The sequence below is a fragment of the Rhizobium sp. P2_G2 genome, from assembly GCF_056403555.1.
In genome coordinates this window covers 24,799-39,065 of the sequence record NZ_JBFUFF010000069.1, presented here as the reverse complement: position 1 = coordinate 39,065, position 14,267 = coordinate 24,799, and the positions used below count along the sequence as shown (strand labels likewise).

13 protein-coding genes and 1 pseudogene are annotated in these 14,267 nt (G+C 61.7%); 6 read left to right on the top strand and 8 right to left on the bottom strand.

What is annotated here, in order from left to right:
- Both AC1D06_RS30845 and AC1D06_RS30840 read right to left on the bottom strand, forming a co-directional pair.
- A partial coding sequence (locus tag AC1D06_RS30845) for an HlyD family type I secretion periplasmic adaptor subunit (protein WP_477989748.1) occupies positions 1-1,173 on the bottom strand: 1,173 nt, incomplete at its 3' end.
- The gene (locus tag AC1D06_RS30840; protein WP_477989747.1) at positions 1,170-3,218 is read right to left on the bottom strand and encodes a type I secretion system permease/ATPase; all 2,049 of its coding nucleotides are present in this window, start codon (positions 3,216-3,218) and stop codon (positions 1,170-1,172) included. The genes AC1D06_RS30845 and AC1D06_RS30840, both read right to left, overlap by 4 nt.
- Before the next feature lie 528 nt (positions 3,219-3,746).
- On the opposite strand from AC1D06_RS30840, the gene AC1D06_RS30835 reads away from it, so the two are divergent.
- Entirely contained in the window at positions 3,747-4,037 is a 291-nt protein-coding gene (locus tag AC1D06_RS30835; protein ID WP_477989746.1) for a hypothetical protein, read from the top strand.
- A 721-nt stretch (positions 4,038-4,758) separates the two neighbouring features.
- Positions 4,759-5,139, top strand: coding sequence for a response regulator (locus tag AC1D06_RS30830; protein ID WP_477989745.1), 381 nt, complete (start codon positions 4,759-4,761; stop codon positions 5,137-5,139).
- 5 nt (positions 5,140-5,144) lie between these two features.
- Here the strand turns inward: AC1D06_RS30830 and AC1D06_RS30825 are convergent, their stop codons facing one another.
- From AC1D06_RS30825 to AC1D06_RS30815, 3 genes are all read right to left on the bottom strand, one after another.
- Positions 5,145-6,857, bottom strand: a complete 1,713-nt coding sequence (locus tag AC1D06_RS30825; RefSeq protein WP_477880020.1) for a sensor histidine kinase — start codon at positions 6,855-6,857, stop codon at positions 5,145-5,147.
- Between the two features lie 269 nt (positions 6,858-7,126).
- Complete coding sequence (locus tag AC1D06_RS30820; RefSeq protein ID WP_477989744.1) at positions 7,127-7,552, bottom strand: HD domain-containing protein; 426 nt, start codon at positions 7,550-7,552, stop codon at positions 7,127-7,129.
- Entirely contained in the window at positions 7,542-8,831 is a 1,290-nt protein-coding gene (locus AC1D06_RS30815) for a DUF763 domain-containing protein (protein WP_477989743.1), read from the bottom strand. The genes AC1D06_RS30820 and AC1D06_RS30815 overlap by 11 nt, the downstream gene beginning before the upstream one ends.
- A gap of 240 nt (positions 8,832-9,071) precedes the next feature.
- Between AC1D06_RS30815 and AC1D06_RS30810 the strand changes: the two genes are divergently transcribed.
- Complete coding sequence (locus AC1D06_RS30810; RefSeq protein WP_477880015.1) at positions 9,072-9,308, top strand: DUF6894 family protein; 237 nt, start codon at positions 9,072-9,074, stop codon at positions 9,306-9,308.
- Positions 9,309-9,333: 25 nt separating this feature from the next.
- Here AC1D06_RS30810 and AC1D06_RS30805 read toward each other — a convergent pair whose 3' ends face one another.
- Positions 9,334-10,038, bottom strand: a complete 705-nt coding sequence (locus AC1D06_RS30805; RefSeq protein WP_477989742.1) for a Crp/Fnr family transcriptional regulator — start codon at positions 10,036-10,038, stop codon at positions 9,334-9,336.
- A gap of 186 nt (positions 10,039-10,224) precedes the next feature.
- On the opposite strand from AC1D06_RS30805, the gene AC1D06_RS30800 reads away from it, so the two are divergent.
- From AC1D06_RS30800 to fba, 3 genes and pseudogenes are all read left to right on the top strand, one after another.
- Positions 10,225-10,572, top strand: coding sequence for a response regulator (locus AC1D06_RS30800; protein WP_477880012.1), 348 nt, complete (start codon positions 10,225-10,227; stop codon positions 10,570-10,572).
- Between the two features lie 65 nt (positions 10,573-10,637).
- Positions 10,638-11,946: pseudogene (locus tag AC1D06_RS30795) on the top strand (Nramp family divalent metal transporter).
- Between the two features lie 277 nt (positions 11,947-12,223).
- Positions 12,224-13,288: a class II fructose-bisphosphate aldolase gene (fba, locus tag AC1D06_RS30790; protein WP_477989741.1), complete on the top strand. Its 1,065-nt coding sequence runs from the start codon at positions 12,224-12,226 to the stop codon at positions 13,286-13,288.
- Between the two features lie 229 nt (positions 13,289-13,517).
- On the opposite strand, the gene AC1D06_RS30785 is transcribed toward fba, so the two are convergent.
- Both AC1D06_RS30785 and AC1D06_RS30780 read right to left on the bottom strand, forming a co-directional pair.
- Positions 13,518-13,706: a DUF3008 family protein gene (locus tag AC1D06_RS30785; RefSeq protein WP_477880009.1), complete on the bottom strand. Its 189-nt coding sequence runs from the start codon at positions 13,704-13,706 to the stop codon at positions 13,518-13,520.
- Between the two features lie 17 nt (positions 13,707-13,723).
- Positions 13,724-14,188, bottom strand: coding sequence for a YbhB/YbcL family Raf kinase inhibitor-like protein (locus AC1D06_RS30780; protein ID WP_477880008.1), 465 nt, complete (start codon positions 14,186-14,188; stop codon positions 13,724-13,726).
- Between the last annotated feature and the right edge of the window lie 79 nt (positions 14,189-14,267).

Sequence of the window (14,267 nt, the reverse complement as noted above, 5' to 3'; positions counted from 1 at the left end):
ACTCTGGCCGGTGCGCTCATTGGTGATGATGTCGGCCGAGACGCGTTTGACCACCCCCTTGAGATCGGGCGTATGGCGATGGTCGAAGCTGTTGAAGCGGATGATCACCGGCGTGTTGAGATGCACCTGATCGATCTGCGACGGCGGCACCTGGACGCTGACGACGAGCTTCACATTGTCGGGCACGATTTCCATCATCGGCTCGGCGGCGCGGATGACCTGACGGACCGCATGCACCTGCATGTTGAAGACATGTCCCTCCATCGGTGCCGTGACCAAGACACGCGATAGCGTCGCGAGCGTGGAAATGCGGCGCTCCCTGAGTTCCGCGGCCTTGGCATCGGTATCGGCAAGTTCCTTGATCGCATCTTCGCGCATCTGGGCGCTGACATTGATGATCGCCGATTCCATTTCGGCGATGCGCGCCTTGGCTTCGGCGATAGAGGATTCCGATTCGCTGATATTGCCTTCAGCTTGTGCCGCGTCACGCTGCAGCGAGATCACCCGGCTCTTCTGCGTCAGGCCCTGTTGCAGCAGGGCTTGCTGGCCGCTGAGGTCGGAATTGATCAGCGTCAGCTGGTTCTTGAGCGCACCGATACGAGCATCGAGACCGTCGATCTGCTTCTGGATCTGCGCCTTGCGCTCCTGCAACTGGGCGATCTGCTTGTCGCGGGTCATGCGACGGGCGAGCAAGAGATCGGCTTGGCCGCGCATGATTTCAGCCGCGGTAGGGTCGGTCTTCGCCCGCGCAACGAGTTCGGGATCGAAGCTCGCCTGTGGTGTTTCATCCTGCTCGGCGATCAGCCGTGCGCGCGTCCCGAGAAGCGGGAAAAGCTGGCTTTCGATGACGGCGAGTTCGGCCTTGTCGAATGTGTCGTCGAACACGACCAGCGTCTGGCCAGCCTTGACCGGGTCGCCTTCCTTGACCAGAATCTGGCCGACGACGCCGCCGACGGCATGTTGCACGACCTGGCGCTTGGTTTCGACTTCGATGACGCCGCTGCCGACCACTGCGCCGGCCATCTCGGTAAAGACCGACCACGAGCCAAGTCCGAGCACCAGCAAGGCGAGGGTGACGAACCCCATGATCAGATAGCGCCGCGAGCTCAACACCTTGATCTGCTGCTTTTTGGGCGCAGGCAAGGCGCCATAGGTCGGTTGGGTGAGTGTCATTGGCCACTCCCTTCTTTCAACTGTGGTTCGGGACCATCAGCGGCGGTCGCATCGCTGCTGTCATCCGTCTTCGTCTCGCCCTCATGCTGACTTTGATCCGTCAGCTTTTTGGGCGGCGCGCCGAGGCCGCGCGGGGCGCCGCCGGCGAGCAGGCCGGTGCCGAGCAGGCCCGGTAGCGGCGAAGCGCCACCGGTCGGTGCATTGCCAGGCGTTGGCGCAGGACCTGCCGGTCGCGGGGGATGCGGTGTCGGCGCCTGCGGGCCGGAGCCCTGCGGCGGCTGGGCCGGGCCCGAGGGGCCGGCAACCTGTGGCGGCTGCTGTGGCTGTCCGCCGGTCGTGCCGATCGCCTGGTAATTTTTGAGATGCTGCTTCAGCACTTCGTCGCGCGGTCCGAAAGCAACGCGATTGCCGCCTTCGAGGATGAGGATCAGGTCGCATTCCTCGATCGCAGCTGGCCGATGCGCCATGATGACGACCGACCGGCCGTCCTTCTTGGCGTTGCGGATGGCGACATTGAGCGCCGCCGAGCCTTCGGCGTCGAGATTGGCGTTCGGTTCGTCGAGCACCAGGATGACCGGGTCGCCATAGAGCGCGCGGGCGAGGCCGATGCGCTGTTTCTGGCCGCCGGACAGGCGCTGGCCTTGCGCCGGCAGCTTCGTGTCGTAGCCGTTACCGAGCCTGAGCACCAGGTCGTGGGCGGCCGCCTTCTGCGCGGCGGATACGACCTTTTCGGAATCCGGTTCAAGCGACAGGCGGGAAATGTTCTCGGCGATCGTGCCTTCGAACAGGGCCACTTCCTGCGGCAGGTAGCCGACATAGTTGGCGAGGTCGTCGACGCTATACTGTTCGATCGATGCGCCATCGAGCCTGACACGTCCGGCCTGGATCGGCCAGACGCCGGTCAGCACGCGTGCCAATGTCGATTTGCCGGAACCCGATTGGCCGATGACGCCGAGCGCCTGGCCGGGAGGCAATTCGAAAGAAAGATTGCGCAGCGTCGGAATCCGTTCGCCCGGCGGTACGACGGAAATGTTCTGCACTTCCAGGATGGCGCGCGGCCGGGGCAGGGTGGTGCGGGGCGCTTCCGGCGGCACCTTGCTGAGCACGTCCGAAAGGCCTTTCCAGCCCTGCCGGCCGCGCTGGATCATCGACCACTGGGCGATCATGGTCTCGATCGGCGACAATGCGCGACCGATGATGATCGAGCTCGCCAGCATCGCGCCCGAACTGATGTGGCCCTGGATAGCCAGCCAGGCGCCCATGCCGAGAATGGCGGACTGCAGGAAAATGCGGAACGTCTTCGATGTGATCGAATAGAAGCCGTTATTGTCGCTGTAATGGAGGTTGGCGACCAGCGTGTCCTCGCGCAGCGATTTCCAGCGGATGGCGGTGGCGCCGCGCATGCCCAGCGCACGCACAGTGTCGGCCTCGCGCTGCAGCGTCGAGGTCATTTCTTCCGAAAGGCGCGTGGTGTTCATCGCCCTTTCCTGATCGCCCTTGGTGCCGTTCTGGTTGAGCCAGGTGAGGCAGATCAGGATCRCACCGCCGGCGACGCCGAGAATGCCCATATAGGTGTGGAAAATGAAGATGATGAGGACGAAAACCGGCGTCCAGGGAATGTCGAACACGGCAAAGGCGGCCGGTGACGAGATGACGCGCTGAACCGAATCGAGGTCGCGCATGGCAGTCGCGGTATTAACGCCTTGCGCCGCCAGCATGGTCCGGTCGGTGACGATGCGGAAGACGCGCGTTTCAAGGGATGCCTGGAAACGTGAGCCGATCCGCGCCGCAAGCCGGCCGCGGGCATGATCCAGTACGCCCATGATCGCATACATCATCACCAGCAGGATGGTCAGCACCACCAGTGTCGGCTCGGACCGGCTGGTGAGCACGCGGTCATAGACCTGCAAGCTGTAGAGCGATCCGGTCAGCACGAGCAAGTTCACGAAGAACGAGAATATGCCGATGGAGATAAAAGCGAAGCGGCTTTCTGACAGAGCGGCGCGCAGTTCTTCCACACCGTTTTTTTTCGGAGCAGGGTTCACCTCAGCCTCTTATTTTGTTCATGAGTAGATTTTCGCAATTGCCTATCGCCAGTTCATCCTGCCTTTTGCCGGTGCAGAAAGCCTGAAAACGATGCATGCTATGTTTATACGGCAATACTCTTGATTACGACAGACAATCAATAGGAAAACCGCCACGCGTCTTTACAAACAGCCAACAGGTCAGCTTCGCGCCATCCTTGCGCCGTCGTCATTTGAAGGCCGTCCGGGCCTGGCCCATCTAGGCATTCGCCGGCAAATCGCAACGAGCGTTAACCGTATCACGGCTGCCGCGCGATGCGACAAATTGCCTGATCGGGTTTCCTAATCCCTCGCTGTCGGCAACAGAGCCGTCGATGCCGCATCGATGCGGGTGAGTGCTCCTGCCGGACAGCCACGCTACCCCAAAAACTAAGGGGGAAAATCTACCCCTTTTCAACGGCCCGGTTTTGAATACTTATGGAGAGGCGGGGTCCACGGGGCGTGAACCAGCGCGGACCGACGCATTCGACAGGCTGAGGGAAACGAACGATGTCTGTTCACACATCGGCTCATAGTCCGGGCGTGTTCCTTCCGGAGGAACTCGGCATGCTGCGGGCGCTCATGGACGAGATGCGCGAAGAAGATGGTTTTCCGCGTGCGCCAGCCGACGAAGAGCGCCTTGCCGCTTTTCTGCTGAAGACTTACGATCGCGGCGTGACATGCAGGGCAAAGCTGAAAGCCTATTGTAGTGTTGCGCTCAAGCTCTATTTTCGCGAAGGCTCCGGCATCGCTACGGAAATCGCACCGCTCAGGGAACCACGGCGGCGCAGTGACGGTTGATCCGGCAAAACCTGGAGCCGGACATTGAGCAACCGCAGGACAGCAAAATCGCAAGACGATCCCATTGGATGCGAGCAGCCCGCGCAATCCGGCCTTCCGGACATCCATGGTGACCCCGGTGTGGGTGGTCTGCTCGCCGACCCGCAAGTGCCTGCCGCTCCACGCACACAGCGCCCGGCCGCCGCTGGCTCCGCCTCTCCCGACCCGGAACCGCCAAAGGCGCATGGCGACTGGCTGCCGACCCACAAATCGCTTGGCCGCCCCGCACGCTGAGCACGAGCTTGACGGGCCTCTTGTTTCGACCTTCCGGCGGTCCGTGGCCTAATTTGCCCGTTCTTGCGCGCTTTCTCCACGCCCATGAGCCCCCCGAGGCTGTGGAAAGCCCTCAGCCTTGCATGAATTTCCATTATCGACACCTCGATTCATTCCATCTGCAAAAAAATGGGGATAGTATAAATTTGATAATTCTCAATTCAAAACACCTCTTGGCGGGAGCAGTGCATGCCGGCATCGTATGGGGGACTGGCCGAGGGCGCGGGTGGGGCGATCTGGCCTTCACCGCGGCACCGGAAGAAATGTGTTGTAAATAGAGCAGGGCTTGCATCCGCCGGCATGCGCGTGTCGTGTTTCCACCGGGTGTCGGCATGCTGCGCCGAACGCCTGTTCAACACTGAAGACCCACTTCTCCGCGACAGCAATGGCCTCGCGAGAGAGGTGTCGCATGCGTGATGCCCCAGCGCGTGTCCTGATCGTGGAAGACGAGGCGTTCGTCGTCATGCTGATCGAGGACATGCTTGCCGAACTGGGCTTCGAGATCGCCGGCATTGCCTCGCGCGTGGCAGCCGCGCTGCCGCTGGTTGCGACGCTGGATTTCGACCTGGCAATTCTCGACGTCAATCTCAACGGCGAAATGTCGTTCCCTGTGGCTGATGCGATCGCCGGAAAGGGCGTGCCCTATCTGTTCGCCACCGGCTATGGCAGACCCGCGATCGCTGCCGAGCATGCGCATCGGCCGGTCATCAAGAAGCCGTTCTCGATCCAGGACCTCGGTTCAGCAATCAAGGCGGCGCTTTCGGGCGGCTCGGCCATGCTGGAAGCGTGAAGGGTCTAGGCGGCGCCTGTTGTCTGCGCCAGGCGAACACGTGCCATCGGCGTCGTCAGCGTAAAGATCACGCCACTCTCGGCATACGAAGTCTCGACCTCCGCCTCCAATTCGTAACCGAGCACCCGCTCGATCATCTTCGATCCGAAGCCGAGCTTGTCGGGCGAAGTCACCGGCGGTCCTCCGGTTTCGGTCCAGACCAGCCGCAACATTTCGTTGTCCGCTTCCCCTTCATTGTCGATCGACCATTCGACCGTGATCTTTCCGGTCGACGTTCGGAGCGCTCCGTATTTCACGGCGTTGGTGCAGAGTTCGTGCAACGCCATGCTGATCGACAACACGCCCTTGGCCTTGACCTGGAAATTCGGGCCGCGCACCGTAAACTGCGTCGCCTTGTCGCCGGCAAACGGGCGGATCGCCGACTCCACCATGTCGCGCATTCCAGCGGACTGGCCGTCATCCCGCATCAGAAGGCCATGCGCCTCGCTGAGTGCATTCAGTCGTTTGGTGAATACTTTCACGGTCTCGTCGCCCGTGCCTTCGGATCTGAGCGTCTGCCGGGCCACCGACTGAACGGTTGCCAGGAGGTTCTTGATGCGATGGTCCAATTCATGGACGAGAAGTTCGCGCCGCTCTTCGGCCGCCGCCGCCGCGAGCCGTGCGGCGACCAGTTCGGACAGGAAACCGTCGATGGCTTTGCCGACGATGCCAAGTTCGCCGCTTGTCTCGCTCATCCCCGTGCGCGCCGCACCGTTGCCGGCCCGCCAGGCCGCGATCGTGCTGGTCAGCGTCCGAACCGGCCGGCGGATCAGTTCGGTGCTCGTGACCCACGCCAGAACGAAGGAGAGCAGCAAGCTGGCGACGATGATGGCAAGGCCGATCGAGCCGGCTTCGTGGATTGTGGCATAGGCTTCCTCGGTGGATATGCCGGCAGTAACGAAGAGGCCAGGTGCCAGGTTTGGCGCTGCTGGATAATAGGAGTAGATGCGCTCGATGCCGTCCCGTCCCGTCGTCGTCATCGTTCCGGGTTCCCCGGCGGCGAGAAGCGCCCGAAACTGGGCAGAGACCTCACGGCCGACATAGCCGGGGGCTTCGGGCACGCGCGCGATGACGATGCCGGTGCTGTCGACGATGGCAAGCGTGCGGTTCTTGGCGAAACCACGCTCGCCCATGCGCCGCCTGAGCCAGTTGAGGCTCAGCCCGCCGACGACCATACCCGATATCTGCGCATCGTCGCCGCGGATCGGCAGTGCCATCGGCAACATCGGCTCCTTCGTCAGACGGCCGACCATGTAGCCGCCGAGGGTGAAACCACCTTTCTCCACGGCCTCCTTGAAATAGGGCCGGTTGCCGATCGAAGTGCCGAGACTCTCTTCACGCAGCGAACAGGTGATCATGCCCCGCCTGTCCGTCACCGCGAGGCTGGAAAATTGTGGCAGGCGCGCGCCGGCGGCACGAAGATAGCTGAGACAGGCGGCGCTGTCTGGCCCCCGCACCACCGGAGCAACCGAAAGCGCGATGAGCACGTTTTCCGCACCGCCGACGATCCGCTCCAATTCGAGTGCAGTCAACTGCGCCGTCTGCTGTGCTGCGGAATGAATCTCGCCGTCCCGGGCGGACTGGATCGCATAAAAGTTGTAGAACAGCGCCATCGTCGCCGGCAGCAGCGCCACCAGCGTCAATAGAAACAACCGTCTGGAAAGCTTGCCTAATCCCACTGCGATCCCCGATGTCGGCGCGGAATGTGACACCAGCGGATCGTAAAATCAACGGCAAGTCGCAGCTCTATCGATCACAAAAGATCGACCAAACTCATGAGCGCGCGCTCTTGAAGTTGTTGAGCGAAGAAGTTCGCTCGCGCCTGAGATTGCGGGAGGCGTTGCCCGTCTGCACTCGCTACTGAAGTCCGTTGGCCTTCACGAAGGACCGCATGCTCTAAACCCGTTTTTCTTTCCGCCTTCCCCAACTCCGCTCCGTCGGAGATGGCTTAACTGGCTGTCGCTTGCTCCTCCAGGATCGATAGCCCCATGCGGTATTTGCTGCCATCGGCGCCACTGCGTTCCGTCTGCTGCAAATTGTCCTTGAGGTCGGCGCGCTTCACCGGCCGCGCCAGTGGGTCGGCGATCGCCCGGCGCACGAAATCGGCATAATCCTCGCCGTTGCGCTTCGTCATGGCATCGACGGCCTCGACCACGGCCGGAGGAAAGCCCTCTTTGGCGAGCCGATCCAGGCTCCAGCCATCTGCCTTCTCAACGACATCGTGCAAATAAGCGACCATCTTCTGGTCGCGGCCGCCGACCTGTTCGGCGACCCGCCGCAAATGGTCGCTGAACGGATGGCCTGTCTTGTCCAGCTGACCGCGATGGGCCGCCACCGCGATCTCTTCGGCTTTCCTCAGAAGGTCATTGTGCATCGCTCTTCGCCTCGCCGATCTTCGTCTCCGCGGGATCGAAACGTGCTTCGCTCCAATCCGGTTCCCAGCCGAAGACGCTTCGGCCGCCGAAGGATGCCGATCGCTCGAACTCATCGGCGACGAATTCCTTGAGGTCAGGGCCGGTCACATAGTGTTCGATCCGTCGCGACTGATCGTCCAGCCGCTTCAGGGCCTGCAACTCCTCATCGCGGCCCAACCGTCCCTTTCGGACGGCCGATCGCATGGTGCGGATCGTCTCGTCATAGACCTTGATCGGCACGGGAAACGGATGTCTGTCCTTGCCGCCATGGGCAAGCGAGAAGCGCGCCGGATCGGAAAAGCGGCAAGGCGCTCCGTGTATCACCTCGGCGACCATGGCGAGCGCTTTGACCGTGCGTGCGCCGACGCCAGGCACCAGCAGCAGTTCCTCGAAATCGGCTGGCCCGCGATCGGCCGCGGCGGCCAGGTTGCCGCGCAGGCGGCGCATGTTGACATCTTCCTGCCTGACATCGTGATGTGCAGGCATGATCAGATGCGGCAGAAAACCCTGTTGCGGCGGCGCGACCGGTTTGCCTTCCACCGTAGCCAGTTCCCGGACAATGCCGTCAGGGCCGAGGCTGGCCAGCAGGTCCAGCTGGCCCGTCCGGGAAGGTKCTGCGCGGCGGTCTGTGAGATTGACGATCTCACCCTGCTGGTGGCCCTCGATGGCTGCATGTGGGGAGTCGACGAAGCTTTTCAGCCCTTCCGACAGCCAGTGATAGCGCCGCGCCTGCCTGAGATCCTCGTTCATGCCCTGCTGGACCACCACCCACTTGCCGTCATCGGCGACGATGAAGCCGTGCAGGTAGAGTTCGAAACCATCCTGCACCGCGGCGCTGTCAACCTTTGCGACCAGGCGGCTGGTGCGCGCCAACGCAGTCCCATCGACGCCCGTGCGCTCACCGACACCGATCAGCTCGTCCGGCGTCTTGCGCGACTGCGCCCCGCGGCCGCCGCAGACATAAAGGCCAAGCTCTCGCGACAGCGGCGGCAGGCCGCGTTTCAGCGCCCCGAGCACGCTTGTCGTGATGCCGGAGGAATGCCAGTCCATGCCCATCACTGCGCCGAAGGACTGGAACCAGAAGGGATGCGCCAGCCGCCGCAGGAATTCGTCGCGGCCGTAGTCCTGCACAATCGCTTCGGCGATCAGCACGCCGAGGCGTGTCATCCGATCCCCGAGCCAGCGCGGCACGCGACCGCCATGCAAGGGAAGATCGGCGCTGCCTGTCCTTTGTGTCATGTTCTCAATTTGTTCTTTTGTTGAGAAAAGTCAAGTATTATCGCGCCTTGGAGCGGAACGGATTGGGCATAAGCCCGTTAACCGGACAAATCTGAGGACGCCATGCAAACCAGTCGCGTTGAGCGGCGGCATGGATTGTCCGCGCGACGGAACAACCGGTCTGGCAGAGGGAGGAGCCGGACGGTACCGCCCACTACCGCGGCCGAGACCATTTCCGCATATCCGCAGCCCGAGTGCCTCATGCCCAGATTCTATCTCCATATAGTCGACGGCGCGACGATCATCGAGGATCCTGACGGCAGCGAACTGCCCGATCTTGATGCAGCGATCGCCGAAGCGCTGCAATCCGCGCGCCACCTGCTTGCCGACAGGGTGAGGGCGGGGGACGTCGTCGACGGCCAGAAATTCGAGATTCGAGACGGTCACGGCGCACTGCTGGCAACCGTTGCCTTCCGAGATGCAATCCGGTTTTCCTGAGCATGGTGCAGAGTCTGCCGCGCGATCAAAGCGGACCGATCAGTCGGCTATATTCCAATTCGGGAATGCCGTAGGCGTCTCCGGCGAAATCCTCCAGAGCCCTGCGGTCACGGATGGTGATCAGGCTGCGCTCCGAATAGATCAGATGKTTGCCCTCGAGCATATGCAAGGCGTTGGTGACGCTGGAACGCCGCACCGAGAGCATGACCGCCAGGAACTCATGCGTCAGCGAGAACTGATCGCTACGAGTGCGGTCGTGGCACATCAGAAGCCAGCGGGCGAGCCGGACGTCGATGTGATGGATGGAATTGGAAAGCCCGGTATAGGCGGTCTGGATCGACAGCACATAGGCATAGCGCAATAAGAGCCGTCTCAACGCAGTATCGGTCTGGGCTGCGGCAAACAGCGTCTCGTTGGCAATACGGTACCCTGCGCCAGGCACCTGCATGAAAATCGAATAGGGCGTCATCGCCGTTTCGAGCACGAGATAGGCCGGCGACATGCCCTCGCGGCCGAAAATCCCGACTTCCGACTGCTGACCCTCCGGCGAGATCGCCACGATCGAGCCGATCCCGGTTTCGGGGAAATAGGCGTATTTGCTGTCCTTCTGCGGTTCGGAGAAGACATAGGCGCGGGGCAGTTCTACCGCTTCGAATGCATCCGCGATTGAGGCGAACGAATCTGTGGGAAGCAGCCTGAGAATGCGGTTCTGAAGAGCGGATTGCTGCACGTGGAGACCCCTCGGACGCTCTGAGACGAGGCCCGGCTGACCGGCACGATTATCTGTCGCCGAAATGTAAGACAAGGCGGTCGCTGCCTCCGGTGCGGTAGCGTACAAAACGCATATTTTCCTGGGACTTCACTATGCTCAGCCGGCTTGCTTCGAATGTGGGGTCGCATGAAGGACCGTTTGGGTATGACCGTCCTCCTCCTGGAGGATCAGCCGTTGATTGCGATCGACACCGAAGCCATGTTGCGCCGGGTAGGCTTCGTCAACATCGTGCATCTTGCCTCCGTGACCCAGGCGCATGCCTGGTTTTCTGGGGCTCGGCCCGACCTGGCCGTCATGGAGGTCAGCCTGCAGAGCGAGCCTTCGGTTACGGTGGCGGAACACCTGACTCGGGAAAATGTTCCGTTCCTCGTCTATTCCGGCGCCAATCGCAGTTTCGTCGGCGACCGGATCCTGCACGATGCCAGATGGCTCTCGAAGCCCAGCGAGCCTGAGCTTCTCGACACCGAAATCATGCATCTGCTCGACCGTTGACGGCCGCTGGAACTTCGGTCGCCCATCGGGATTAACAGGAGGCGTTTGGAAAGGCCCCTTCGTTCATGAGCACGACTGCCGAGTCTTCCTCCCCGGCCACCGCAACCGAAAAAGTCATCCCGCAGCTCAAGCGCTGGCGCCGCGCCGCTCTCCTCGAACAACTCGGTCCCGGCCTGATCACCGGCGCGGCCGACGACGATCCGAGCGGGATCGCCACTTATTCGCAGGCTGGCGCGCAATTCGGCTTCAACATGCTCTGGACGATGATCCTCACCTATCCGCTGATGACGGCGGTGCAATTGGTGAGCGCCCAGATCGGCCGCGTTACCGGCTGCGGGCTTGCCAAGAATATCGGCGGCTCCTGCCTCAGCCCCTCGTGCTCGGCACCGTCTTCATGCTGTTTGCAGCCAACACCATCAATATCGGCGCCAATCTCGCTGCCATGGGTGCTGCCGCGGCACTTGCGACCGGCGGCCCGAGCATTGTCTTTACGGTCGCGCTTGCGGCGATCTCGCTGGCGCTGCAAATGTTCGTCACGTATGAGACCTATGCGCGCTATCTCAAATGGCTGACGCTTGTACTGCTCTCCTATGTAGCCGTACTGTTTGTGGTCAAGATCGACTGGTTCGCAGTACTCAAGGGCTTCGTCTGGCCAGGCTTTGCAGCGAACGGCGATAGCTTCACCCTCATTGTCGCCGTGCTTGGCACGACGATCAGCCCATATCTATTCTTCTGGCAGAGTTCGCAGGAGGTGGAAGAGATCGAGCCGGCGCCGAGCCCCTGAAAAAGAAGCCGCAGCAGGCGCCGCGCGAGCTGCGGCGTATCACGATCGACACGACGGTGGGCATGGCGGTCTCCAATCTCGTGGCGATCGCGATCATGATCAGCACGGCGGCGACGCTCCACGCGCACGGCAAGACCGAAATCGGCAGCGCCGCCGACGTCGCCGAGGCGCTGAAGCCGATTGCCGGCAATTTCGCCTTCGCGCTCTTCAGCCTCGGCATCATTGGCACCGGGCTTTTGTCGCTGCCGGTGCTTGCAGGTTCAGCGGCCTATGCCTTCGGCGAGGCGCGAGGCTGGAAATGTGGGATCGAGAACAAGCCCTGGGAGGCGATCGGCTTCTATGGCGTCATCACTGCCGCAACCCTTCTCGGCCTCGTCATCGAATTCTCGCCGATCGATCCAATCCGGGCGCTGTTCTGGAGCGCGGTGATCAACGGCTTCGTCGCAGTGCCGATCATGGCGGCGATGATGGTCGTCGCCCACAGGCGCGACCAGATGGGCCGCTTCACCGTCTCGACGCCGGTGATGGTCTTTGGCTGGGGGGCGACGCTGGTGATGGCGCTGGCCTCAATCGCCATGCTGATTTTTTGAGCCGGTTAATTCTCGTTCCTTTTCAATGATGACGCATATTCGCGTCATACAATCGATTTAACTTATATGTGCTGCCCCGGACATTCTGCCGCAGGCAATAATCATATGATTTTGCATCGAAATCGCTGGAAAATCGCCACTTGACTTTCGCGGTCGCACACGGCACCTGAAACGACAGGCAAAATTTTAAAGGCGGTTTAAGCCGTTTGAAATGCCGGGTCGAAAAGCCTGGTCAGAGGCAGACCGGCGAAACGTTCGCAACCAAGGGGAAATATTCGTGGCACGCATTACGCTGAGACAGCTTCTCGATCATGCCGCCGAGCACACTTACGGCGTGCCGGCCTTCAATATCAACAACATGGAGCAGGGGCTGGCGATCATGGAGGCGGCTGAAGCAACCCGCTCGCCGGTGATCCTGCAGATGAGCCGCGGCGCCCGCGCCTATGCCAATGACGTCGTGCTCTCCAAGCTGATCGATGCGCTGGTCGAATTGCATCCGGATATCCCGATCGTCATGCATCTCGACCACGGCAACAACGAAGCCACCTGTGCCACGGCCATCCAGCATGGCTTCACCTCCGTGATGATGGACGGCTCGCTCAAGGAAGACGGCAAGACCGCAGCCGACTACCCGTACAATTCCGGCATTACCCGCCGCGTCACGGATATGGCGCATTGGGCCGGCGTATCGGTGGAAGGCGAGATCGGCGTTCTCGGTTCGCTCGAAACCGGCGGCGGCGAGCAGGAGGATGGCCACGGCCTCGAAGGCACTGTCAGTCACGACCAATTGCTCACCGATCCGGAGCAGGCGGCCGAGTTTGTCCGGGACACCCAGGTCGATGCGCTGGCGGTGGCCATGGGCACCAGCCATGGCGCCTATAAATTTTCCCGCAAGCCGGACGGCGCAGTGCTGGCCATGGATGTGATCGAGAAGATCCACCAGAAACTGCCCAACACGCATCTGGTCATGCACGGATCGTCTTCGGTGCCGGAGGACCTGCAGGAGATGATCAATAAATTCGGTGGCCAGATGAAGCCCACCTGGGGCGTGCCGGTCGAGGAAATCCAGCGCGGCATCAAGCACGGCGTGCGCAAGGTCAATATCGACACCGACAATCGCATGGCGATGACGGCTGCGATCCGCAAGGTGTTTTCTGAAAACCCATCGGAATTCGATCCGCGCAAATACCTGACGCCGGCGATGGCGGCGATGACCAAGCTCTGCAAGGAACGTTTCGAGCAATTCGGCACCGCCGGCAATGCCGACAAGATCAAGCCGCTGTCGCTTTCCGAAATGGCCAAGCGCTACAAGTCCGGCAGCCTCGCACCGAAATTCGGCTGAGGATCCTTCGGGTCGCCCTCCGGCGGCGACCTATGTTCTGCCGGCAACCATCATCAGGATGCCGGCGGGGACCAGTGCCGTGCCGAGGGCGCTGATCGTCTCACCAAGATGGGACGCCTGGCAGGAGCTAAGCAGGTTCCGGAAGAGTGTCCCACGGTTTTCCGGCAAGGGCCTGCGAGAAAACAAAAGACTAAGCGGATGAATCGTTGGCTTGCCAACGAAAGTCTGCTTAGTCTTTCGACTTGTGCTCCGGCTTGTCCTTGCGGGGCGTGTGCGCCATCTTTTCCAGCTCTTTCTCGCTCATCGAACTGGCCATGCTCTTCGACGCGCCGCGAAGCTTGCTTTTCGGCGTGTCGCCGCGCTTGGCCGACAGTGCAGCGCCGGCGGCCTTCTGCTGTGCTGCGGATTTTGCGGGCATGAGGGTTCTCCTTTCGCTCAGTGGACCTCGAACGTGCCGACCAGTTCGGCCTGCGAGAGCGTGTGCTTCTTGACCTCACGCCACATCGCCTCGACCCCGGCCGAGGCCGGCACGGTGAGATTGGGAATGTCGAGTGCGGCAAGCTTGAAATGGTAGTGATGAACGCCGTGGCCCCTGGGCGGTTGCGGCCCGTCATAGCGGATATTGCCGAAATCGTTCTCCGCAAAGCGCGGGCCGCCATCGGGTCTCGTATCGACGCTTTGTGGCAGGCCATCCCATTCCGCCGGAATGTTGAAGATGCCGCAATGCCTGAACGTGCCGCTCGGCGCGTCCGGATCCTCGACCACCAGAGCATAGCTCTGCACGTGCGGCGGCGCGCCGTTCCATCTTAGCGGCGGGCAAAGGTTCTCGCCGAAGCGCGAGAATTTTTCGGGGATGGGCGCGCCTTCGCCGAAGGCCGTACTGATCAGAACCAGTGACATGATTACCTCCCGTAAAAAGGCCGCGGCCTCATGCCCGGCCAGTTCGCTTATGATGCGCGCTTTCCTGCGGGTTGCCAAG